Annotated in this window: 17 protein-coding genes and 2 pseudogenes; all 19 read right to left on the reverse strand. The window is 62.3% G+C overall.

All coding sequences use genetic code 11. The annotated features are described in order from the left end of the window. Positions 1–119 precede the first annotated feature (119 nt). A complete protein-coding gene (locus tag NKH89_RS04725) occupies positions 120–869 on the reverse strand; it encodes an SDR family NAD(P)-dependent oxidoreductase (protein ID WP_352908452.1) in 750 nt (249 codons plus the stop codon). Between the two features lie 113 nt (positions 870–982). After that, the gene (locus tag NKH89_RS04730; RefSeq protein ID WP_352812253.1) at positions 983–1,345 is read right to left on the reverse strand and encodes a hypothetical protein; all 363 of its coding nucleotides are present in this window, start codon (positions 1,343–1,345) and stop codon (positions 983–985) included. A gap of 49 nt (positions 1,346–1,394) precedes the next feature. Further along, entirely contained in the window at positions 1,395–2,375 is a 981-nt protein-coding gene (locus NKH89_RS04735) for an alpha/beta fold hydrolase (RefSeq protein ID WP_502896349.1), read from the reverse strand. A gap of 569 nt (positions 2,376–2,944) precedes the next feature. Further along, entirely contained in the window at positions 2,945–3,628 is a 684-nt protein-coding gene (locus tag NKH89_RS04740; protein WP_352846342.1) for a response regulator transcription factor, read from the reverse strand. Continuing rightward, positions 3,618–4,007 carry a response regulator gene (locus NKH89_RS04745; protein ID WP_352483835.1) on the reverse strand — a complete coding sequence of 130 codons (390 nt, stop codon included), beginning with the start codon at positions 4,005–4,007 and terminating at the stop codon, positions 3,618–3,620. Before NKH89_RS04745 ends, NKH89_RS04740 begins: the two co-directional genes overlap by 11 nt. A gap of 2 nt (positions 4,008–4,009) precedes the next feature. Further along, positions 4,010–4,651: a response regulator transcription factor gene (locus tag NKH89_RS04750; protein WP_352846135.1), complete on the reverse strand. Its 642-nt coding sequence runs from the start codon at positions 4,649–4,651 to the stop codon at positions 4,010–4,012. Then, a complete protein-coding gene (locus NKH89_RS35770; protein WP_502896350.1) occupies positions 4,648–5,043 on the reverse strand; it encodes a sensor histidine kinase in 396 nt (131 codons plus the stop codon). The genes NKH89_RS04750 and NKH89_RS35770 overlap by 4 nt, the downstream gene beginning before the upstream one ends. Positions 5,044–5,130: 87 nt before the next feature. After that, a pseudogene (locus NKH89_RS35775) lies at positions 5,131–5,307 on the reverse strand (histidine kinase dimerization/phospho-acceptor domain-containing protein); the annotation flags it as partial. Positions 5,308–5,337: 30 nt separating this feature from the next. Next, a pseudogene (locus NKH89_RS04755) lies at positions 5,338–7,110 on the reverse strand (MASE1 domain-containing protein); the annotation flags it as partial. Between the two features lie 404 nt (positions 7,111–7,514). Next, positions 7,515–10,640, reverse strand: a complete 3,126-nt coding sequence (locus tag NKH89_RS04760) for a PAS domain-containing protein (protein WP_352908453.1) — start codon at positions 10,638–10,640, stop codon at positions 7,515–7,517. 423 nt (positions 10,641–11,063) lie between these two features. After that, on the reverse strand, positions 11,064–12,644 hold the full coding sequence (locus tag NKH89_RS04765) for an MFS transporter (RefSeq protein WP_352908454.1): 1,581 nt from the start codon (positions 12,642–12,644) through the stop codon (positions 11,064–11,066). After that, on the reverse strand, positions 12,641–13,681 hold the full coding sequence (locus NKH89_RS04770; RefSeq protein ID WP_352908455.1) for an HlyD family secretion protein: 1,041 nt from the start codon (positions 13,679–13,681) through the stop codon (positions 12,641–12,643). The genes NKH89_RS04765 and NKH89_RS04770 overlap by 4 nt, the downstream gene beginning before the upstream one ends. 560 nt (positions 13,682–14,241) lie before the next feature. Beyond that, the gene (locus tag NKH89_RS04775) at positions 14,242–15,330 is read right to left on the reverse strand and encodes an ABC transporter ATP-binding protein (RefSeq protein WP_352483677.1); all 1,089 of its coding nucleotides are present in this window, start codon (positions 15,328–15,330) and stop codon (positions 14,242–14,244) included. Between the two features lie 7 nt (positions 15,331–15,337). Next, entirely contained in the window at positions 15,338–16,390 is a 1,053-nt protein-coding gene (locus NKH89_RS04780) for a carbohydrate ABC transporter permease (protein WP_023716976.1), read from the reverse strand. Next, a complete protein-coding gene (locus NKH89_RS04785; protein ID WP_502896871.1) occupies positions 16,387–17,409 on the reverse strand; it encodes a carbohydrate ABC transporter permease in 1,023 nt (340 codons plus the stop codon). Before NKH89_RS04785 ends, NKH89_RS04780 begins: the two co-directional genes overlap by 4 nt. After that, positions 17,406–18,674, reverse strand: coding sequence for an ABC transporter substrate-binding protein (locus NKH89_RS04790; RefSeq protein ID WP_352846120.1), 1,269 nt, complete (start codon positions 18,672–18,674; stop codon positions 17,406–17,408). Before NKH89_RS04790 ends, NKH89_RS04785 begins: the two co-directional genes overlap by 4 nt. A gap of 87 nt (positions 18,675–18,761) precedes the next feature. Then, positions 18,762–21,281, reverse strand: coding sequence for a hypothetical protein (locus NKH89_RS04795; RefSeq protein WP_352908456.1), 2,520 nt, complete (start codon positions 21,279–21,281; stop codon positions 18,762–18,764). Continuing rightward, complete coding sequence (kduI, locus tag NKH89_RS04800; protein WP_352908457.1) at positions 21,278–22,111, reverse strand: 5-dehydro-4-deoxy-D-glucuronate isomerase; 834 nt, start codon at positions 22,109–22,111, stop codon at positions 21,278–21,280. Before kduI ends, NKH89_RS04795 begins: the two co-directional genes overlap by 4 nt. Next, on the reverse strand, positions 22,108–23,208 hold the full coding sequence (gene bglB / locus NKH89_RS04805) for a beta-galactosidase BglB (protein ID WP_352494368.1): 1,101 nt from the start codon (positions 23,206–23,208) through the stop codon (positions 22,108–22,110). The genes kduI and bglB overlap by 4 nt, the downstream gene beginning before the upstream one ends. Positions 23,209–23,290: the final 82 nt, after the last annotated feature.

Below are 23,290 nucleotides of genomic sequence, written 5' to 3' on the forward strand. Positions count from 1 at the left end.
CGCCTCCGACCTATTTGGAGGGATTCGTGCGGCAGCTTCCCGGAAAATCGTCGTGAGGAAGACCGATTGCTCAGGCATTATTCGGCCGTCTATTGGCGCGACGACTTCGCAGTCGTGGCTCAGAGCACTGCCATCCCGCCGTCGACCCGCAGATTGATGCCCGTGACGAAACTGCTCGCGTCCGAGGCAAGGAACAGGGCGGCTTTTGCCAGCTCTTCCGGCTGCCCCATCCGGCCCAAGGGTATTGCCTCAGCCATCGCCTTTTCAAACAGCCCGCGCTGCTCAAACGGTATGCCTAGCTTATCGAGAATAGCCGTATCCACCGGACCTGGGCTAAGCACGTTGACCCGGATACCGCGAGACTTCAGTTCGATCGCCCAAGCGCGCGCAAAGGCATTTATGGCCGCCTTGGAGCCCGCGTAAACAGCATGACCGTCCAGAACCTTCTCGCTGGCCAGCGAGCCTGTGAGGATGATTGCGCCGCCGTTCCGCATGATCGGAATCAGCTTCTGGACGCCGAAGAAGACGCCTCGCGTGTTGACGGCAAATTGCGCATCATATTCTGCCTCGGAGACGTCGGCCGAGTGGGTGATGGTGTTTACGCCGGCGTTCGCCACATAGATGTCGAGCGCCCCGAACCTCTGGAGGATCTGCTGCGCCACCTCATCATGGTGCGCCACGTCGGCCACATTTCCCTGAATGCCCAGCGCGCCTGCCCCGATCTGCGCGACCGCTTCCTCGACCGCCTGCCGACGGCGGCCGGTAATGACGACTTGCGCGCCCTCGGCGGCAAAGATTTTTGCAGCCGATAGTCCGATCCCGCTGTTTCCGCCGGTGACCACCGCGATCTTGCCTGAGAGTGCGCCCATGTCGTTCCTGCCTTCGAAAAATTGTGCCGGTGCTGCTGCGATAGTCGCAACCGCTGGCCAAGAAAATTTCACGCCGAATTGAGACCGCCAAAATGAGCGGCAATCGCAAACGGCTACCGATTGATAAACTCGCGGCGCTTAGCCAGTTTGACGTCTTGGAGAGCGCATTGGCCTTCAAGGCAGAACAAGCGCGCGGCGGCGACCCCCGACAGCGCGACGTAGTGTCGAACACCGGCGATCGCCTCCGCGCTGCACAGGCGCGGTTGCCCGAATGGCAGCCGTGTCGCAGCACATGTTTCGCGCCTTTGCCAGCGCTCCAACTCGATGGCGCAGTGGTTCGGTTCCACAATCCGGGACATGAGCCGGCAGAACCAGCATTCAGGCCACCGCTCGGCTATGCGAGCGCACAAGGTTTGACCTGGCGCGCCACCCGAAATGCGGTTCAGGGCGCGCGAAATATTGCCAAAGGTGGTCATCGGCGGCTCCAAGGAATTGCGGAAAACATGCGGTCGTGACTGAGGCTTGCTATCCTTTGATGAAGGCGAGCAGGTCAGCATTGACCTGATCCTGGTGCGTGGCCGTAATCCCGTGGGGTGCGCCGGGGTAATAGATATCCTTTGCGCCTTTGATCAGTCGGGCCGACTTGACTGCCGAGTCCTTGACGGGGACGATCTGGTCGTCCTTGCCATGCAGGACCAAGGTTGGCACATCGAACTTCTTGAGATCCTCGGTGAAGTCGGTCTCGGAGAACGCCTTGACGCTTTCGTACGCGTTCACGAGACCCGCCTGCATGCTCCAGAGCCAGAACTGATCCAGAATCCCCTGGGAAACCTTGGCGCCTGGCCTGTTCGCGCCGTAAAACAACGGTGCGAGGTCCCGGTAGTACTGCGAACGATCCTTGACGAGGCCAGCCCTTATGCCGTCGAATACCTCGATCGGCAGGCCTTCCGGATTGGCCGGCGTCTTCACCATGATCGGCGGAACAGCGGCGATAAGAACAGCCTTGGCCACCCGCTTCGTCCCGTGCCGTCCGATATAGCGAGCAACCTCGCCTCCTCCGGTGGAATGTCCGACCAGCGTGGCGTCCCGGAGATCCAGCGCCTCGATCACGGCTGCAAGATCGTCCGCATAGCCATTCATGTCGTTGCCGGACGTGGCCTGGCTCGATCGCCCATGGCCGCGCCGGTCATGCGCAACCACGCGGAAGCCGTTATGGGCAAGAAAGAGCATCTGGCTGTCCCAGGCGTCGGAATTCAGCGGCCATCCGTGCGAAAATGTGACGACAGGACCCTTACCCCAGTCCTTGTAGTAGATTTCGGTGCCGTCCTTGGTCGTGATGGTGCTCATCGTCTTAGTTCCTTTGGTTGAGGGGGAAGAGGGAAGGTTTTGTTTTCGGCTCGCGGCCGAAGCAGCGCGGGGCAGTCCGGCGGCAACGGTGGCGATCAGGCCGGCCAACAAGACATCGCGGCGAGATCCGCCGACGGAGAAAAGTCCGTCGTTGTTCATCATGTCCATCCATGTGCTTTGAACATCCTGCTCACCATCACGACCGTCGAATCGGCCCGTGCGGTCGCGGTCGGGGAGGAACGAGCGAGGAGCGGTAGAAACGCGACGGTCGTGATGGCTTGCGAGGAACAGGATGCACCGATCCGGGCCGCGAACCTATTCTACGGAAGCATCTGTCATACGATGCCAAGGTGCAGGGCAGGCACGCCGAGGATTGGGGACGGGCCGAGGCAAGCTCTTATAGACATACGTCAATTTAGGCTTGGGTAGCGGCGCGGGACCGACGCGGCATGGCCGGCGTCAGTTGCTGTGCATGAAATGTTGCGAGTTTGTCGGTCAGACCGGCGCCGCAAAAGAGCGCCGCTCAGAGGTAGCGATGTTGGCGCGGGCCTGGCCGCAAAACACCCAATAGGACCACCGATGTACATCAGGACCACCCGCAGCAGCAGGAGCGTGCCGACGGGCAGGAAGGCCTTCGCGCGCTGAAGAAGCAAATTTCCCACAGCCTGAAATGGCCGGGCGCGCTGGGCAATCCTATTGGATGGGGCATGGATCGGCTTGTGCCAATTCTAGACCTCGCGCATCGGCGCGGGCAGCGTTTCCCACGCCCGGATCAGTTCACCGATGGAAGCGGCTTCCATCTTGCGCATGACATTGCCGCGGTGAAGCTTGACGGTCACTTCACTGATGCCGAGGTCGAAGGCGACCTGCTTGTTGAGGCGCCCGCGCGCCACTTCACGCAGGACCTCGCGCTCGCGCGGCGTCAGCGTCTCGACGCGCTCGATGTTGCGCTTGACGATCACGGCATCCGCCCGCCGTTTGGCGTCCACCGCAATGCCCGCGATCACGGCGTCAAGCAGCGTCTGATCCCGCACCGGTTTCGTCAGAAAGTCCACGGCGCCGGCCTTCATCGCCTGGACAGTCATCGGGATGTCGCCATGCCCGGTCAGGAAGATGATTGGTTTGGGGTTGCCGTTTTTCGCAAGATGGTGCTGCAGATCGAGACCGCTCGTCCCTGGCATGCGCACGTCGAGGATCAAACAGCCGGGGCTCTCCAACACGTCGGCGTCAAGCAATCCACGGGTCGAGGTAAAGCACACCGGCAGAAAACCCGCCGACAGGATCAATTCAGACAGCGCCTCCCGAACAGAGGCATCATCATCGACAATAATGACCAGCGGCTGCTCGGCTTCAGCCCTCCGCTGCTGTGATGACGGCGTCGATCTCCGTAAGGGCAATTGGTCAACTCTCATGTTTAGCCTCCGTTTCTGGGTTGCGTAAGGCGTCGCCGATCGCCGCAAGCAGTGCCTGGCCATCGAACGGCTTGCGGAAAAGCCTGCCAATGCCCTTGGCGCGGTGCTGATCCACTATCTCGTGGCGGCCGGTGATCAGGAACACGGGCAGATCCGGACGCGCCTTCTTGACCAAGTCGCGAAGTTCAAAGCCGTCCATGCCGGGCATCCCGATGTCGGTGATAAGCATGTCCAATCCAGACAGGCCGCTGACCAGCAACGACCTCGCCGACGAGAAGCTGCGGGCCACATAGCCGGCGGACTCCAAGAGGTCCTCCAGCGACTCGAGCAGTCTTGGGTCATCGTCGACGATCGCCACGACAGGCCTCCGCTTGCTCACCCTCAGCTCCCCCCTGCCCGGCGCGAGTGCGTGATCGGTATTCCCAATCGCTCGGCGATGCGCACGAGGTCGGCGAGCGACGCCGCGACCATCTTCTGCATGACGTTCCTTCTATGAATTTCCAGCGTAACTTCGCTGATCCCCAGCTCAGCGGCCGCCTGCTTGTTGAGCAGGCCGCTGACCACCAGCGGCAGCACCTCACGTTCGCGCGGCGTCAGTTCGAGATAACGTTGCTTCAACACGCCCAGCTCGGCGCGCTCCGATCGCTGTGCCCGATCCTGGGCAATCGCTGCATGGATTGCGGCCATGAGGTCTGCATCGCTGAAGGGCTTAGTCAGGAAATCCACGGCGCCGTGCTTGATCGCACGCACGGAGGACGGGATATCGCCATGTCCTGTCAGGAAAACGATCGGCGGATGATCGCCCTCGGCAATCTGCCGCTGCAGATCGAGGCCGTTGATATCCGGCAACTCGATATCGAGGATGAGGCAGGCAGGGACGTCCGGCTTGTCAGCGCGGATATAATCGCCCGCCGATCCGAACGCTACGGCATGCATGCCGTGCGCAGCCAGCAGCTCACTGAGCGCCTCCCGGATGCGTTCATCGTCATCTACGATGAAGACAATTTGGCCGTCCGTCGTCATGACGCCGCTTTCGCTTCAATCGGCAACGTGAAGATAAACGTCGCTCCACGTGGTTCGTTCTTCTCGACCCATAAACGCCCGCTGTGCGACTCGATGATCGAACGGCAGATCGCCAGTCCCATGCCCATCCCTTGCTCTTTCGTGGTAAAGAACGGTTCGAATATCCGGTCGGGAAACTCGACGCCCCGGCCGTGATCGCTGACTTCGGTCTGGACAACATCCCCGATATGGCGCACGCGGATTTTGATAACTCCGTCGTCCGCACCAGAGTCCATCGCCTCCATGCCGTTGCGGATGAGATTGACCAGAACCTGCTGGATTTGGACGCGATCGAACGCGACTAGCGGAATGTCGCTTCCGATATCAACGCTGATGCGAACGCCCCGCCGCATCGCTTCCTCGGTCACGAGGTCGCGTGCCTCTGCGATGACACTGCTGAGCGTCGCATTGGTTCTCGTCTCGGTGGATTGCTTGAACAGCGCGCGAATGCGGCCGACGACGTCCGCCGCCGAGTTGGCGTCCCGGATAATGCGCTCGGCCGTAATCTTCGCGCGTTCGACGTTCGGCGGTGCTGCGGACAGCCAACGGTGGCATGCATGGGAGTTGGCGACGATCGCAGCCAGCGGCTGATTCACCTCGTGGGCGATCGAAGCCGAAAGCTCGGCGAGACTTGCAGCCTGAGCCGCTTGCGCGAGTTTGTCGGACGCTTGTCGCAGCGCTTCCTGGGCGCGCACCTCTTCGTCGATGTCGAGGGAAACCCCGTACCATTGCACAACCGCCCCGTCCTCATCACGCCGCGGCTCCACCCTGCACTCCGCCCAGCGATAGCCATCTGTTTCGCGCCAGCGAAACCGCATCGCGGAACCGCCGCCTGTTTCGAAACAATTCAGCAACGTGCTCAGCACCTCGGGAGCATCTTCGGGATGAACCAGTTCTTGCAGCAATTCCTCGATGCGCGGCTCTCCGAGTGCTTCGAAATCAGCGATCACGGAGCGGAAATGGTCCTGGTACCGCTTGTTGAAGTAGACCGGCCCGCCGGTCGGCACCGCGCTCCAGATGCGGACCGGCACAGCGTCGATCATCTGCTGAAGCTGCAATTCGCTCCGCCGCAGGGCCTCTTCAGCTTGCATTTGATCGTCTATGTCGTGACAGAGGCCGTACCACTGGACGATGCGGCCAGTGTGATCGCGCATCGGCTCCGCCCGGCTCGACATCCAATGATAGACGCCATCGGCGCGGCGCAAGCGATACCTCATGGAGAAGCGCTCGCCGGTGGCGAGGCAGTGACTGAGCGTATCGCCGAATGCTGCTGCGTCGTCCGGATGGACGCCGGCCTTTATCATCGCCGCCAGCCGGCTGATGCCCGGTTTGTCCAAATCCGTTACGTCCAGGCCGAGAAAGTCGACCATGCGCTTGTTGAAAAAGGTCGGATCGCCATCGGGCCTCAGGCGCCAAACGTGGCTCGGAACCATGTCGACAAGCTGCGAGAGCTCCCGCTCCCGGTCGCCCAATGCCTCAAGGCTTTCACGCAAAGTGAGCACCGCCGCCTGATGCTGCCGGGATATGGCGGCCACGACGAGCGCCGAAAATGCCGAGATGGCCAGAAAAAGCTGCAGCATGATCTGGTTGTGCTTCTGGGACTCGGGATCGCCGGCAAATTGGCTGGCGCCGGATATCGTGAATACCGCCGTGATCAGAGCGAGAACGGTCAATGCTACGGCGGCGCCTCTGAACTCAAAGCGCACTGCGGCCCAAAGAAGAGGCGGCATGATGATGTAGGCGAAGGGCAGATAGCCGCTCAAGGAAGGGGCGGCGATACCAAGAAAGATCAGCCCCAGGACGCAAGCTTCCATCCACCGCGCTGCTGAGAGCTGCGCCTTGCCGCGCCAGTTCTGGAACACGACCAGCGCCAGTGGCGCTACGATCAGGACTCCCGTCGCGTCTCCGATCCACCACAGCGGCCAAGCCGTCGCAAAGGTTTGCGATTGTATGCCAAACCACGCAAGCGCCGCACTTCCCACCGTCGCGCTTGCAACTGGCGCAATTCCAGCGGCCAGTACGACGAATGCGAGAACGTCGCGCAAGGTTTCCAGCCGAACTGGGCGCTTGCAGGTCTGGTTCACGAGCCATGCGCCGGCCACCGCTTCAAGAGCGTTGCCGGCAAAGATCAGGAAGGCCGCGGGCAGCGGAGTGTGGAACCACAAGAAGTTGCTGAACAGTTCGGCCAGACAGGCCCCCAGCACCCACCACGGCCAGCTATACCTGGAGGCGAAGACAAGCGTAGCGATGAACAGTCCGCTCGGAGGCCAAATGGAAATCCCTGTTCCAGGTATGATTGCGAGCGACTGGGCGAAGCCGCAGCCCAGGACATAGACCGTAATAAAAAGCCCCAGATGCAAGAATTGGGGACGGTGCGACCAGACGCGCGATAACCTGCCTCTTTCAAGATCGCTGATCATGTTGCCGCGAATCAGGCCTGGTTCACTCGTCGCCAAAGATCGGCCACTTCCTTGCAATCCCGGTCCGGATCGGTCGAAGTCATGCTTTAACGCGCCCGTTGCGTTGGAATCGGTCTCGCCAAGTGAGTTGGGCGCTGTCGTCATCGGGTGCCCCTGACGGACAAACAAACTCTGGAGATTGTCGGCGCTTCGTATAGCACTTGCTCTTGGTAGCTGGATCTGGGCTGACGGACTCACACCGTCACCCTAATCCCGCCACGCCCCAACCGCACCTCATGGAAATCCATGCATTGCGCGGGGGCAGCGACGCCCTTCACCGAAAGGAGAATAAACCAAGCGTTTGCTGAGCGCCGCCGGATACGTTCAGCATCGTCCAAGATGAGGACGATTGTCGTCGTCCGGCATCATTGCACAGCTTTCGCTTCAACCGGGAGAGTGAAGATGAATGTCGCTCCATGCGGCACACTGTTCTCCGCCCATAGGTGTCCGCCGTGAGACTCGACGATCGAACGGGAGATCGCCAGCCCCATGCCCATCCCATTCCCTTTCGTCGTAAAGAACGGCTCGAATATCTTGTTAGGACGTTCGATACCCGGGCCGCGGTCGCTGACCTCGGTCTGGATCGTGTCCTCTATCCGGCGCACACGCAGCCCGAGAACCCTGTCCGTGGTGGAGTCCATCGCCTCCATGCCGTTGCGAATGAGGTTGACCAGGACCTGCTGGATCTGGACGCGATCGAAGGCGACGAGCGGAAGATTGCTTTCGACATCGATGTCCATGCGAACGCGACGCCGTATGGCTTCCTCGGCCATGAGGTCACGCGCTTCGGCAATAACGCTGGGGATCGGCGTGCTGGTTCTCATTTCAAGCGAAGGTCTGAACAAGGCACGGATGCGGCTGACGACATCCGCCGCCGAGTTGGCATCGCGGATGATGCGCTCGGCCGTGATTTTCGCGCGCTCGACGTTCGGGGGCACGGCGGACAGCCAACGGTGGCATGCGTTGGAGTTGGCGACGATGGCGGCCAACGGCTGGTTCACCTCATGAGCGATGGATGCGGAGAGTTCGGCAAGGCTCGCCGCCTGGCTCGCACGCGCAAGTCTCTCTTGTGCCAGTCGAAGCTCCTCTTGTGTTCGCACCTCATTTTCGATGTCGAGGCAGATAACGTTCCACTGCACGATGGCACCTTCAGCGTTGCGCATCGGCGCGGCGCGCGTCTCGACCCAGCGATATTCACCATCGAAGCGCCGCAGACGGTGCCGTCGCGCATACGGCTCGCCGGTGGACAAACAATGGGCATATCTCTCTTTGACACCTGTCAGGTCGTCGGGATGAACACCGGCGTCGAGTGTGCCGGCCAGCCGGGACTTTCCCGCTTCGTCCAATTCCTCAAGATTGTATCCGAGGAATTCGCGGAGCTGCTGGCTGCGATATATCGGTTCGCCATCCGGAGCGGCGCAATCGATCATTGCCGGCAGCGTTTCAACGAGCTGCCAGAGCGCACGTTCTCTCTCGCGCAGCGCCTCTTCGACGCGCAGCTGGTCGTCGATGTCGTGCGTAAGGCCGTACCATTGGACGATGCGTCCACCTTGGTCCCGCAGCGGCTCCGCGCGGCCCTCCATCCAGCGATAAACGCCGTCGGCACGCCGCAGGCGATACTTCATGAAGAAGCGCTCGCCGGTGGCGAAGCAGCTGTTGAGTGCTTCCCTCAGGCTGGCGGCATCGTCGGGATGGACGACGGTGGCAATGAAGGCCGCCAGCCGGCTCGTGTCCGGTTTTTCCGCGTCCGCTATGTCCAGGCCGAGAAAATCTATCAGGCGCCTGTTGAAGAAGGTCGGCTCGCCGTTCGAAGACAGCCGCCAGAGGTAGCTCGGAACCATATTGACGAGCTGCGAGAGCTCTCGTTCGCGGTCGTGCAATGCGGCTTGCGTGGTCACCAGGTCATGGATGTCGACGCTTACGCCGTACCACTGGAGGATGCTGCCATCTTCGTCGCGCAACGGCTCCGCGCGAGTCTCGGTCCAGCGATAGCCGCCGTCGGCCCTCCGTTGGCGATATCTCTGAACGTAAGGCACGCCCGTTGCGAATGAATGGCGGATCGCCTGCCGTGCGGTGTCGATATCGTCTGGATGGATCACGCTCAGCGACGGCGATCCGTCCGGGGCGGTGATGTCATGGAGCGTGGCCCCGGTTACATCGGTGAACCGCTTGTTGACGTAGGATGGCCTTCCTTCCCGTGTCGTACTCCAGATCAAAGCGGGCACGGTGTCGATGAGCTGCCGAAGGCGCCGCTCACTTTTGCGCAACGCCGCCTGCGCGCGCACCTCATCGTCGATGTCGAGAGAAACCCCGTACCATTGCACGACCGTTCCGTCGTCATCGCGCCGCGGCTCCACCCTGCACTCAGCCCAGCGATAGGTGCCGTCTTTTTCGCGCCAGCGAAACCGCATCGCGGAGCCGCCGCCAGTTTCGAAACAATTCGATAACGTGCGCTGCACCTCGGGAGCATCTTCGGGATGAATAACCTCGTGCAGCAGCGTTTCGATGCCCGGCTCGCCGAGCGCATCAAAGTTCGCGATAACGGAGCGGAAATGGTCCTGGTATCGCTTGTTGAAGTAGACCGGCCCGCCGGTCGGCATCACGCTCCAGATGCGGACCGGCACGGCGTCGATCATGTGCTGCAATTGTCGCTCGCTTCGCCGCAACGCCGCTTCGGCGTGCATCTGATCGTCTATGTCGTGACAGAGGCCGTACCACTGGACGATGCGGCCGGCGTCATCGCGCATCGGCTCCGCCCGGCTCGACATCCAGCGATAGACGCCATCGGCACGGCGCAGGCGATAGCGCATGGCGAAGCTCGCACCGGTAGCGAAGCAACCACGGAGTGTATCGCCAAATGCTGCTGCATCGTCCGGATGGACGCCGGCCTGTATCATCGCCGCCAGCCGGCTCGTGCCCGGTCTGTCCATATCCGTTACGTCCAGGCCGAGAAAATCGACCATGCGCTTGTTGAAGAAAATCGGCTCGCCGTCCGGATCGAGCCGCCAGATGTGACTCGGGACCATGTCCACGAGCTGCGAGAGCTCCCGCTCGCGGTCGCGCAATGCTGACTCCGCCCGCTTCTGGTCCTCAATGTCTATTGTCGTGCCGTACCATTGAATGATGCGGCCCTGACCATCGCGAAAAGGTCGTCCTGAGCTTCGAAACCAGCGATAGACGCCATCGGCGCGCCGCAGACGATGCTCGGTGTCATAGTGATCGCCGGTTTCGAGGCAATGCCGCCATCTGGCGGCGACACGATCATAATCGTCGGGATGGACGGCTCGACGCCAGCCGAACTCATCGTCGTCTTCGGAGGTGTTGAGATCCTCATGCGTGTTGCCGAGGAACGCCACGGTGTTTGGGCTGACAAAGGTGAATCGTCCGGCGGCATCGGCTGCCCACGCGTGGCCGGGCATACTCTCGATGATTTGCAGCGCGAGCGTTGCTTCGGGGTCGATTTCGCCAAGTGAGTCGGACGCTGCTGTCATTGGCTTCTCCTGTCGGACAAAGAAAGCCTGGGGACGGTCAGCGCTTTATATAGCACTTGTTTTCAATATCTGGACAGGCGAACTCACCGCCTAAATCTAGTCCCGCGATGCCCCGGCTGCATCTCATGGAAATCCATGCATTGCGCGGAGATATCGCCGCTGCGGCGGCCCGGCCGCTACGGCGCGCCTAACGATCGCCTCGGGCAAGAAGCGACGCGGATCGACGCGTCAACACCCACCACTGGGAAATACGAGCCGGACAGGTAAGACGCTCGGCTGCCTCTTCGTCGGCTGCAGAGTGAAACCGGAAAAACCTCTGCATTCGTCATCCCTGTCTCGTCCGGTTAACACGGCTCATGAGATAATCTGGAAGCCTCGCCCGACCAAAACATCTGTTCCAAAGTATAGGGCGTGGACGCGGTTTTAGTTCTGCGGAGCGGCTTGGCGGCCGAGCAATTGCTTGGCGACAATCAGGCAGGGCACAGCGACCGCGAACAGCAGGACCAGCGCGAAGAAAGCTTCGTCGAACGAGATCGTGGCGACCTGCCTCTCAAGCGCGCGCTGCAGCAGCGGCAGCGCGGCCTTGGTTGCCGCGGCGCTGTCGATACTATTCGCCAGAACGTTCGCAGTGGCTCTCAAGCGCTGGTCCACGGCTGGATCGCCATTGACGAGGTGGGACGTCAGTATCGTCCGGTTGTGGACATTCTGGTGATCAATATACGTCTGCAAGAGGGCTGTGCCGGTCAGACCGCCCGCCTGCTTGCCGAAGTTGAACAGCCCGATGCCGAACGGCAGCGCATCAGGGGCAAGGCCCTGCAGTGTAATCAGCGTCAGTGCCACGAACAGAAGGCCGAGGCCGAATCCCCGCAGCAGCAGAGCAAGGGTCAGGTCCGGTGATCCGCTACCGCTCGTCGAAGCGGACAGCAGCCACATGGCGCCTGCGAAGAGCAGAATGCCAAACGGCGCAAGCGTGATCGGGCGCATCCCGGTGTTTTGGATGACGAAGCCGGACAACAGAAGTCCAAGCGCGAGCATGGCTCCGCTAGGCAGCAGAAGCACTCCTGCGCCCGTGGCGGTAAAATCGAGCACGTTGAGGGCAAAAGCCGGAATGAGATAGGCGCTGCCTGAAAGGGCAGAGCCGGCGACGAAGCTGACGAGAAGGCCAAAGCGAAAGTCCGGATTGCCAAGGGGCGAGATGGCCAGCAGTGAGCCTTCTGAACGAAGGCGGGTCTCCCAGACGGCCAGAAGGCCGGCGGCCGTCATACCAGTTGCGGCAAGGAAGGTGATGTCGGTGTCGTCGAACCAGTTGAACCTGCTGCCTTGCAGCAGGACGTAGGTCAAAAGCGCGGCGCTGATGCCGAGCAACGATATCCCGACGGCAGGAAACCTGGTTTTCCGCCAAAAGGTCCGATCGCCGTCCGCCGCCAACAGGACAAGGGAGACGATGCCGAGCGGAATGATGCTCAGGAATATCCACTCCCAAGTCAGATGGTCGACAAGCCAGCCCTGCAGGACCGGCGTGACGGTTGTCGGAGCCATGACGGCGCCTACGGCAAAAACCGCCTGAACGACCGGCTGATGCCGATGAGGGAAGCGAAAGAACAGCAGCGTCTGGCCGGCGACGAGAATTGTGCCGCCAGCCAGCCCCTGGACAATGCGGCAGATGCAAATCCAGGTGAGGTCCACCGACAACGTCAAGGCCGCGGATGCCAGCAGAAGGGCGACAACCCCCGCGCGCAGGCAGACGGTCGGCCTGGCTGCCGTTACAAGAAGCGGAGCGACAAGGAACGCCGTCAGCTTCGCCGCGATGAAAACCACGTCGACCATCGCCAGCTCGTCCGACGTTGCGTAGGTGTCGCCAAGCATGTCGATCCGGCCGATGGACAGTGCGGTGGATGCGACCGCGTCCATGAAGGCGGCCAGCACGACGCCGGTTGCTATCAAGGAAGCGCGCAGGGTACCGGGATGGCGCTGCACAGCCGCCGTTTCGGCGAGGTGCATCATTGCGCTGAGCGCCCGTTCGCGGTCCCGCCTGTCTGCATTTCCTGCGCTACTGCCGGAGCATCCCTGGTGCCGACGGTGATGACAACACGAGCCGAGAGTCCCGGAACCAGGCGGCCGGGCAACGGATTGCGCGTCATCCTGATCTTGACCGGCACGCGTTGGACGACGCGGATGAAGTTGCCGGTGGCATTGTCCGGCGGCAGCAGGCTGAAGGCTGCGCCGCTGCCAGGAGCGAAGCTGTCGACAAGGCCGTCGATTTGCAGATCTGGATATTCATCAACCATGACGCGGACCCGTTGGCCGATCTCAACCTGCTTCAGCTGCGTTTCCTTGAAGTTTGCGACGATCCAGACATCGTTAACCGGAACGATGTCCAGGGCTGCCGTCCCTGGGGTGACATAGCGGCCGACCCGGATCTGGCGATTGCCGACGATGCCGTCGACCGGGGCCCTCACGACGGTGTTGGCCAGGTCTAGCATTGCCAGGTCGAGCGCTGCCTGTGCCTGCGACAGGGCTGCCTGCGCGCCGGACAATTGTGCATCCAGGACGCCGAGCTTCAACTTCTGAGCCAACAGATTGGCCTCTGCGCCGTCCAGCGATGCCCTTGCCTTGTCATGGCCGGCCTGCGCATCCTGCAGCTTCTGATCGCTTGCGGTTCCGTTCTTCTGCAGCGTGACGTAGCGGCTTAAGTTGGCGCGGGCGAATTGCAGGTCGGCTGCGGCAGATTGCTTCTGCGCCTCGGCCTGCGCGATCAATGCGTCCTGCAGTTCACGGGTCGCCTTGATGTTGGCGATTTCCGCCTGCCGGGCGGCGACGTTGGCTTTCGCCTGCTCCGCCTTGGCCTTGTAGTCGCTGTCGTCGATGCGAAACAGGACAGCACCTTTTGACACATTGGCATTGTCGTCTATGTCGACTTCGACGACGTAACCGGCGAGCTTCGGAGCGATGCTGGTAATGTCTCCGCGGAGATAGGCGTTATCGGTCGTTTCCTCGAACCGGCCCCCTGTAAACCACTGCCAGCTCCAAATAGCTGCCATTGGCAGCACCATAAGGGCAACGAGGGCGATCGCGATCTTGCGGGTTGGCTCATGATTGCCTCGACCCCAAGTCGACGCGCTCACTATCGAAGGAGATCTCCGCCTGCCGAAGAGCGAGCCGTTCGGCAAGGCTGCAAACCCACGGTGCGCAATAGAGTCTCACGAGAACGTCTCCGTCGAGCTGCGGCTCTGCAACAAGGCAGAACTGAAGAACGATCGCGGATTTCACGGCCTCGCCGCTATCATGCGGACGAACATCCCATTTGCCCTGATCGGTAGTTCGTACTGAACCTCAGCACAGGTCGTATTGTCAGTCGGCCGGATTCAGGCGCGCGAACGTGGCGGCGCGGATCTCCGTATTGCCGAAGACCGTCCACGAGAAAATCCACTTTGAAGTAAATTCCGGACATCCCGTGGCAGCAATGATCGCAGAGAGCGCCCTCTTGAAGAGTTTGGTTGTCTTAACGTTCACCTATTTTGTGTTTTGACAAGCGCGCAACACGCGTTCGCTGTGCAGCAGTTGCGACAGTTCATGAAACAACCCGCTATCTTGCCTCCGGCTAACGCGGTGCGACACGCAGCCCGGCGGCATCGAAGAGATGCATGCGCTCCGGCGGCAGAGCGAGGTGGATCGGCGGCCCTTGCGATTCAACGCCCTGCTGCTTGAGAACGGCGATAAGTTTGCTGTCGCCGGCAATGGTGGCGTGGACAACGGTTTCCGGTCCCAGCGCCTCGGCCAGCGTTATCCGCGCTTCCACCGATCCCTTGCTGCCATCCGAAAGTTGGATGTCGTGTGGTCGGATGCCAAGCGTCGCGTCGTCTCCCGGTTTCAGCGCGACCCCGTCGGCGGCGACCGAGGCCGACAGCCCGCCCGGACCTTCGACACGCACCTCGGCGCCGCTTGCCGAACGCACCTTCACCGGCAGCAGGTTCATCCGCGGCGCGCCGATGAAGCCGGCGACGAACAGGTTGGCCGGCGCGTTGTAGAGATCGAGCGGCCGGCCGACCTGTTCGATCCGCCCCGAGCGCATGACCACGATGCGGTCCGCCAGCGTCATCGCCTCGATCTGGTCATGGGTGACGTAGATCATCGTGGTTGCCAGCCGCCGGTGCAGGCCCGCCAGTTCAGCGCGCATGGTGATGCGCAGTTCGGCATCGAGGTTGGACAGCGGTTCGTCGAGTAGAAAGGCGGTCGGATTGCGCACCACCGCACGGCCGATCGCCACGCGCTGCTTCTGGCCGCCCGACAATTGACCGGGCCGGCGGTCTAGATAGGAAGCAATTTCCAGCATGCGCGTCGCTTCCGTGATCCGCGCGTCGATCTCGGCTTTCGGCATACGGATGTTTTCGAGCCCGAAGGCGAGGTTCTGGCGCACGCTCATGTGCGGGTAGAGCGCGTAAGACTGGAACACCATCGCCAGACCGCGCTGCGCGGCCGAAACGTTGGTGACGTCGACCCCGTCGATCTCGATCTTGCCGTCGGTCGGCCGATCGAGCCCGGCAATCAGCCGCAGCAGCGTGGACTTGCCGCAACCCGACGGGCCGACGAGGACTAGCATCTCGCCGTCCCCGACGTCGAGGTTGATGCCGTGCAAGATCTTCATCTTGCCGTAAGCGCGATCGATGTTGGTCAGCGTTATCCGTCCCATGACATCCTCACTTCAGTCCGGTGCCGGCAATGCCGGAAGTGATGTAACGCTGCAGGAAGACGAAGACGAGGACGACGGGGATCATCGTCACCACGGTCATCGCCAGGATGTAGTGCCACTGCACGTTTAGCTGGCCGGCATAGGTGTTGAGGCCGACCTGGAGTGTGTAGAGTTCCTTGCGCGACAGCACCACCAGCGGCCACAGAAAGTCGTTCCAGCGCCAGACGACCGAGAAGATCGCCAGCACGGCGAGCGCCGGTGCTGCAAGCGGCAATACGATGCGCCAGTAGATCTGCCATTCGGAAGCGTTGTCCATGCGCGCCGCATCGAGCAGCTCGTCCGGGATGGTCAGCATATATTGGCGCAGCAGGAAGACGCCGGTCGGCGTCGCCACGGTCGGCAAGATCACGCCCCACAGCGAATCGAGCAGTCCGACGGCGCCCACCACCGAATAGAGCGGCACCAGGATGACCGACAGCGGCACCATCAGCGTACCGACGATCACAAGCATCGTCAGATCGCGGCCGCGGAACTTGTATTTCGACAAGGCGAAGGCGGCCATCGAATTGGTGAGCAGCGTGATCAGCGTCGCCATTGCCGTCACAAAGACCGAATTGCGCAGATAGCGCAGGAAGTCGAAATGGACGAAGGGCTCGGTGTAGTTCTCCGTTGCGAAGCCGATTTCGCGCACCGGCTGCCGGTCGGCGATGTTGACCTTGACGATATCGTTCGGCGCCTGCGGGTCCACCATTTGCGCCATGATGCCGATGCGCCGCACCTCGGCCAGCACCTTGGTTGAACCATCCGGAAGCTTCACCCTGTAGAGGGCCAGCGGCTTATCGTAGCCTTCGACCCTCGCCTGTTGGCTGACATAAGGCATTATGGTCGGCGGGAACTCGGCGAGCTGTGCCGGTGTCTTGAATGACGAACCCACCAGCCAAACGGCCGGACCGAACATGATGACAACGCCGCCGAGCAGCCACAGCCAGCTCACGATATCCGTCCAGTGCCAGCCGCGACCGCCGCGCCGGCGGGTCAGGAATGTCATGACGCTGCTCATTCGCGGGCTCCTTTCCGCTCACCCCGGCGTCCGACCTGCAGCTGAACTAAGGTGAGCACGACCAGCACCAACCCCATCAAGATCGAAGCCGCCGAAGCCAGCCCCGGATTGCGCAGCAGGGAGGCGAAGCCGATCTCATAGATGTACTGCGTGATATAGAGGGTCGAGGTTCCCGGCCCTCCACCCGTCAGCACATAGACTTCGTCGAAGATCTGCACGGCGCGGATCAGCGTCAGCACGATGACGACAAGCAGGTTAGGCATCAGCAGCGGCAGCGTGATGCGCCAGAACACCCGCGCCGGCTTCGTGCCGTCCATCTCGGCCGCTTCGTAAAGGTCGCGCGGGATCGCCTGCAATCCGGCAAGCAGGATAAGCGCATAAAAGCCCATATGGGCCCAGACCGAAACGCTGACGGCCGCGGTGAAAGCCCAGAAGCGGTCGGTCAGCCAGTTGTGCGGCTCGCCGCCCAGATCATGGACGATCAGGTTCAGCAAGCCCTGGCGTTGCAGGATCCAGCGCCAGATCAGACCGGTGACGACGGGCGACAGCAGCACCGGAAAGAAGAACACCGCGCGCCAGAAGCTGCGCCCGACGATCTCACGGTTGAGGATCAGCGCTGTCGCCATCGACACGACCGTCATCAGCGCCACCTGCACGACGACGAACAGGCCGGTATTGTGCACGGCCTTCCAGAAGAGATCCTCGTGGCAAGTGGCAGTGTCCAGGTAGTTGCCGCAATCGAGCAGGCGCTGGTATTGCTCGAGCCCGACATAGGTTCGGTCCTGCAGGAAGTAGGCCGTTCCTGACGTGGCCGAATAGAAGAAGTTGATGATCATCGGCACCAGGACGAAAATGCCGAAGATCGCCATGTTTGGGGCCAGGAAGAACGCGGCCATGCCGCCGGTGCCCGTCGCGCGCTGCCAGAACTTCAGCGGCACGTTGACGATCGATGCCAGCCACACGACCGGCGCCGCGAGGGCGGCGCCAATCCATGCCTTCAGTGTCGCGGCGGCGGTCACTTCGCCTCGGCAACCTTGTCGGCGATATCCTGGTCGATCCTGCCCCAGGCATCGTCGAGGCTGAGCTCGCCGGCCATCACCTGGCTGACGCGCGTCACCAGCGCGGCGAAGTAAGCATTGGCCCACTTCCACGGCGGCAGCGCATCGGCCGCCGGCAGGGTTTCACCCGCCGCCTTGACGAATTTGTCGAGCGCCGGACCGACATTCTTGTCGGCCGAGACCCATTTCAGCCCGCCCTTGTCTACGACGCCCTTGTGCGCGGGCAGAAACAGCGTGCGCTCGCTGAACTCTTTCACCACGTCTTCACGGGCCAGATAATCCATGACCTTGGCGACGTCCTTGGGATTCTTCGTGTATTTGATGGCTACCAGCGCCGCGCCGCCTTTCACGCCCGAACAGCCTGCAGTACCGCAGGGCGAGCCGGTTGCCACCCAGTCGAAACTGTCGCCGATCTTGGTCGACAGATTGGCGACCTGCCAGCTGCCCGAATAGTAGAACGGGATCTGGGCGTTGATGAAGTCATCGGCGGCCGCGCGGTAGGTCGAGCCTGCCGCCGACACCCAGGTATCCTTCAGCATCAGGCCCTTGGCGGTCCAGTCGACGAGCTTGCCGACGAACGCCTTGGTGCCGTCGTCCACTTTGGCCGGCATGCCATCGGGGCCGATATAGTTCGCTCCGAAGGAGACATTCGGACCCGAAATGCGGTGGCCGGAACGGTCGATGGCGAAGGCAGCCGGAAGCTGTTGGCTCTTCGCCACCTCGGCGGCGGCGTTGATCCAGTCGTCCCAGGTCGCCTTGTCGCCAGGCAGCGGCACCCCGGCCTGTTCGAACAGCGTCTTGTTGGCGAAGCCGCCGGTGAGCGTGAGTTGGGTCATGAAACCCGGGATGGCGTTGGAGCCGTCGGGGCGCATCCAGTCCAGCGTGTCAGCGAAATTGTCCTCCCAATATTTCGGATCGGCCACCAGTGGCCTGAGATCGAGCCAGTGCTGGGCAAGCTCCTTGATGTTCGTGACGCGGGCGATGTCCGGGCCCTGGCCGGCTTCGAGCTGGATGGGCAGCTGCTCCTGGATCACCTTGTAGGCGACGTTGTCGAGCGTGACGTGGATGTCGGGATTGTCCTTCATGAAGCGGTTCAGAATGTCCTGAATGACATCGCCTTCGACACCGTCCGAATACCACATGATGCGCACGTCGCCGGCAAATGCGCTGGTCGATGCGAGCAGACTGACCGATAGCGCGGCCAGCAAAGTGCGGGACTTATTCATGCTTTCGTCTCCTCCTTTAGCGGGGCGGCGCCCCGATAGTTCAAGCCGCTACGCCCTCTCCTCTTGAGCGTCGCAGCCGATTCCTCCCTACTCTCTGTGCTTCATGCGCATCGCCTCACCGCGCACGGTCCAGTTGGCCGGATCGAGTGTACGTCCCTCAGCCACGATCCTTGCGTCGGCGAGGAAATGCACCGTGCCGTACTCCGGATCCTCGACGATCAACTCGCCGTCGGGACCTGGCCGCACCGACAGATCCCCAAAAACGGCAGTCCAGGCGTCAAGGGCCGACAGATTGGCATTCCGGTCACCGAGGCGAACGAGCCACGTCGTCCTGCGTCCCGCCGCCCGCAACTCGTTGCCGGCGGTCGGGCCGGCCACGACCTGCGTGAGCGACACATCCGTCTTCAGCATGACGAAGGCGTCGCCCGATTGCGCGAACGCCCGATCGCCACCCACTCGCACGGCATCGAAGGCACGTGCGGGGAACCAGGCGTGCGTGAAGTCGGGCTGTTCATCCGAGCAGGAGAAGCTGACGATGGCGAGGTCGCGGTATTGGTGAAGCCGGGGCAACGTGCCTGAGCCACCCCAATATGATGGTCTGCCATATCCCGACTGCAGCACTTCGCCGGGGTGGTTGATCCAGATCTGCGCATCCGGATTCTTGCCCAGCCGGGCGTGAATGACGGTCTCCTGATAACCCCATTGATTCCAGCGATAGCCAGCGGCGCTGCCCATCGCATGGCCGCGCGTCTTGTAGTGGTAGAGCCGCGCGAAGCGGTCTTGTCCCTGCGCGAAAGTCCATTCCCACGCCGTATCGTCGGTGAGGGAAGCAATTGCTGCCAACCCGTCCGGAACGCTCAAATCGTGATCCCGCAGGCACAATGCCAGCTGCGGCAGCGCGTGAAAGCGCATGCCGTAATTGCCCTTGCCCCAAAGCATGCGGCAGATGCCGGACAATTCCAGGGAACGCGCGGCGCGCAGCGTGTGCTCGTAGGAGCGGCCCTGCGCCCCGGTGAGGATGCCGCGATGCGCCGAGCGGGCGACGATTTCAAGCAGGCGTATGACTGCGTTGCCGGCACGTTCGGCGATGTCCTTGTCCGGGGCCAGCGCGTAGAGCGCGCACAGGCCCTTGAGGTCGATCGGAAAATAGGGCGCCGAGTTGAACTCGGCCATCTCCCATGCCTCGAAATGATCGAGCCAGGCGCGTACCCGCGCGGCTCCCACCGCGGACTGTTCGCGGCCAAGGCGGCCCGACCGCACGAACCGCACATCAGGCAACAGGCTCCCAGCAATATAGGCGGCGGTGTGGAAGAGCAGCGCGTGGTTCTCGGAGAAGTACCACTGCACATCATTGCCGGGCTCGTCCATCCAGTAGCGATAGCCGAGGATGGCGTTGTCGATGCGCGCGCGCAGGCTCACTTCCAGCCGATCGCCATAGGCCTTGCGGCACCACAGCAGCGGCACCAGGATGAAGTCGGCGCAATCGTGACAATCCTCGATCGCCGGCAGCGTGCCGGAGATCATGGCGTCGGTCTCGGCGCCCTGCTGCCCGATCGCCAGGCGCGCCAGCGCGCGCACCGTATCGGCCTCGGCGTGATCGGCGACCTCGCGCAAAGCCTCATCTATACGCGCGGTAAGCGTTTCCGGCGCATCGCCCTGACGGTGCGCGTGGCATATCTCGACGCCGAAGACACGCGATACGGCATGGTCTGCGACCCTCAGCGACACCTTGAAATGGCGAAAGTCGGCCGGCAGCTGCTCGGTATCGGCGATCGGCAGCCGCGTCTGGCCCGTTGGCAGATCGAAGGCGAAGCGCACCGGCGTCTCGATCGACATGAAATCGCCTTCGATCTCGATCTCGACTTGCGCGTCGCGCGGCAGGGCCACGCCGGTGACGAGCGCCACCTCGCCGCCGTCATAGGCGGGACGGTCGAAATGCATGTCGTCGAGGGCTGCTTCCATCGCATCGGCAACGCCGCTCTCGACTTCGATCGGCAGTGCGACCGAAGCAGCCGGACCGGATAGATAATCGAGCTGGAAATAGTAGCGGGCGTCGCGCTCGGCGAGATCGTCGAACCATATGCGAATGTCGTTGCGGCCGACCCTCAGCACGATCTTGAAGTGCTCGGCACTTTCCAGATTGCGGCCGTAGGGCGCCATCCAGCCGGCTTCCTCGCCATTGGCAAAGAGTATGGCGCCGCCGCATGTACGCAGCCGTACCATCACCTCGCCACTCGAGGCCGCCTCGATGGTGGTCTCGGCCCAGGTCCCAAGCACCGTCGGCCGGAACCAGAAGCCCGACAGGTCGATGCGTGGCGAGGCGAAGGGCAACCAGATGCGCTCAGCGCCGAATTCGGCGCTGACCTGTGGTCGCTTGCCGCGTCGTTCCGCTGCGAACTGCGTGCGGCACGGATATTCATGGGGAATGAAATTCTTGTGCTTGGTAAGGAAGAAGAAGGGATCCATCTCGCCTTGCATGGGCTGGTCGGCCACGTCGTAGCGTTGCTCGGCGATAGACCCGAGCCGCCAATAGACGATTGGCTGCCCCGCCACGAGCGGCCGGCGCAGCGTAAAGTCCGTCCGAACGCTTTGCGCGGCCTCGCTCATCGCAAATCCTTCACGGGTACTGGATCGACATCGGTGTAGGCCTGGTTCTCGCCGGTCATGCCCCAGACGAAAGCATCGGGGCCGGTGCCGGCACCCATATGGATAGACCAGGCGGGCGACAGGACAACGTCACCGTCCGCAACCATCAGGTGGCGCGTCTTGTCAGGCCGGCCCATCAGATGGACCACACGGTCGGCCTCGGCGAGGTCGAAGTAGCAATAAGCTTCCATGCGCCGCTCATGCAGATGCGGCGGCATGGTATTCCACACACTGCCCGGCGCGAGGTCGGTGATCCCCATCAGCAAGAGGCAGGACGGGGCCACTTCGGGATGGATGTACATGCGCAGCGTGCGCCTGTTCGCGCGAGCCTCCTCGCCGAGCACAAGCGGCTTGGCTTCGCTGTTGACGATGAGACGGTGCGCAATAGCGGCGCCGGCCGGCACCGAGTTCATATAGAAGCGTGCCGGCCTCTCCGGATCGTCGCTCTCCAGCGTCACCTCGCGCGCTCCGCGTCCGATATAGACGATGTCGCGGTTAGCCACGGGAAAGCGCCTGCCGTCCACCGCGACGGCGCCATTGCCGCCGAGATTGGCGATGCCCATCTCGCGCGCGTCAAAGAAGAGCGGCGTGCCGACTTCGGCCCCGTTGCCGAATGTCAGCGGGTTGGCCAGCGGCACCGCGCCACCGACGATCATGCGGTCGACATGGGTGTAGACGAATTCGATCGCGCCGGGCCGGAACAAGCCGTCGACCAGGAACTCGGCCCTCAGCCGGTCCGTGTCCATGCCGGCAATATCGCCCGGCGACACGCCATAGAGCGTCCGCATCATGCCGCCTCCACCTTCGACTGCAGATGCCGGGTCCCTTCGGTCAAGCACAGAATGGCCAGCGCCTGTCCGTAGCCCGTCGGATGGATGGGTATATCGCGATAGAACTGCAGGTCGGCGCCCATGCGTGTGCCATAAGACACGTTCGCCACCACACCTTTGTCATCGATGTTGGCCACCACGGCTTCCAAGGCGCGGAGGCCGGCGGCACGGCACTCTGTCGAGCCGATTCCGAGCCGCGCGGCCTTCATCAACCCGTAGCCGAAGCCGGCCGTGGCGGAAATCTCCTCGTAAGACGTCGGGTCGTCGAGCAGAGTGTGCCATGCGCCCGAACCTGCCTGCACCTCGAGCAGGGCGTTGATCTGCGTCTCCAGCACGCCGAGCAGATAGGCCCGGACCGAGGGTGCAATTTCGGCGAACTCCACCAGTTCGAGGATACCGACGGTAATCCAGGCATTGCCTCTCGCCCAACGCGCACGGGCGAAATTGTGCCGTCCCGCGAACGTCCAGCCGTGAAACCACAGCCCTGATGCCGGGTCGGCGAGATAACGGGCGTGGACCAGGAATTGCCTTTCTGCTTCCTCGACGAAGCGACGCTGACCGGCAGCCTGGCCGTAGGATGCGAGGAACAGCGCCACCATGAACAGCGTGTCGTCCCACAATTCGTCGTCGTTGACCCGGTCCGAAACATCATGCTGGAAACCGCCTTCGGGCGTCCGTGGCAAGGCGGTGACTACCTGCTCGGCCCATTCGCGCAGGACCGGCTCGAAGCGCGGCTGGCGCCGGCGCCGCCACAATTCGCTTAGCGCCAGCAGAGGCGCCGTGGTGTTGACGTTCATCGCAGGGAGACCGGCAGCGATTCGTCGGTCGTACCAGGCCTCGATCGTCTGCAGCAGCCGATCGTCGCCGGTCTGCGCCCACAGCCGAACCAGCCCGTAGAGCCCGACGCCCTGCGGCCATTCCCAGCTGTCGAAGCTGACATAGTCGCCCGGCGTGCCGTCGAGATTCGGCTCATGGAACCGCCCGTCATGACGCAAGCCGGTCATGCCGGCCACGAGGCTGGCAAGCACGGAATTCAGGCGTTCGGCCGACAGCGGCATCACTCCTCCCGTTTCTCCCGCTTCATCGGAACTGTTTCACAGCCATTTTTCTTGCGCAATCTGAAAATTTTTTGCATTAATC

It is taken from the genome of Mesorhizobium sp. M0923 (genome assembly GCF_040319365.1).
Taxonomy (GTDB): Bacteria; Pseudomonadota; Alphaproteobacteria; order Rhizobiales; family Rhizobiaceae; genus Mesorhizobium.

Coding starts and splice junctions, on each gene's coding strand:
- NKH89_RS04735 (WP_502896349.1), bottom strand. CDS start 2,375: ATGAACAACGACGGACTTTTCTCCGTCGGCGGATCTCGCCGCGATGTC.
- NKH89_RS04740 (WP_352846342.1), bottom strand. CDS start 3,628: ATGAGAGTTGACCAATTGCCCTTACGGAGATCGACGCCGTCATCACAG.
- NKH89_RS04765 (WP_352908454.1), bottom strand. CDS start 12,644: ATGATGCACCTCGCCGAAACGGCGGCTGTGCAGCGCCATCCCGGTACC.
- NKH89_RS04795 (WP_352908456.1), bottom strand. CDS start 21,281: ATGAGCGAGGCCGCGCAAAGCGTTCGGACGGACTTTACGCTGCGCCGG.
- NKH89_RS04790 (WP_352846120.1), bottom strand. CDS start 18,674: ATGAATAAGTCCCGCACTTTGCTGGCCGCGCTATCGGTCAGTCTGCTC.
- bglB (WP_352494368.1), bottom strand. CDS start 23,208: ATGCCGCTGTCGGCCGAACGCCTGAATTCCGTGCTTGCCAGCCTCGTG.
- NKH89_RS04730 (WP_352812253.1), bottom strand. CDS start 1,345: ATGACCACCTTTGGCAATATTTCGCGCGCCCTGAACCGCATTTCGGGT.
- NKH89_RS04750 (WP_352846135.1), bottom strand. CDS start 4,651: ATGACGACGGACGGCCAAATTGTCTTCATCGTAGATGACGATGAACGC.
- NKH89_RS04760 (WP_352908453.1), bottom strand. CDS start 10,640: ATGACAGCAGCGTCCGACTCACTTGGCGAAATCGACCCCGAAGCAACG.
- NKH89_RS04770 (WP_352908455.1), bottom strand. CDS start 13,681: ATGGCAGCTATTTGGAGCTGGCAGTGGTTTACAGGGGGCCGGTTCGAG.
- NKH89_RS04775 (WP_352483677.1), bottom strand. CDS start 15,330: ATGGGACGGATAACGCTGACCAACATCGATCGCGCTTACGGCAAGATG.
- NKH89_RS04725 (WP_352908452.1), bottom strand. CDS start 869: ATGGGCGCACTCTCAGGCAAGATCGCGGTGGTCACCGGCGGAAACAGC.
- NKH89_RS04780 (WP_023716976.1), bottom strand. CDS start 16,390: ATGAGCAGCGTCATGACATTCCTGACCCGCCGGCGCGGCGGTCGCGGC.
- kduI (WP_352908457.1), bottom strand. CDS start 22,111: ATGATGCGGACGCTCTATGGCGTGTCGCCGGGCGATATTGCCGGCATG.
- NKH89_RS35770 (WP_502896350.1), bottom strand. CDS start 5,043: ATGCGGCGGGGCGTTCGCATCAGCGTTGATATCGGAAGCGACATTCCG.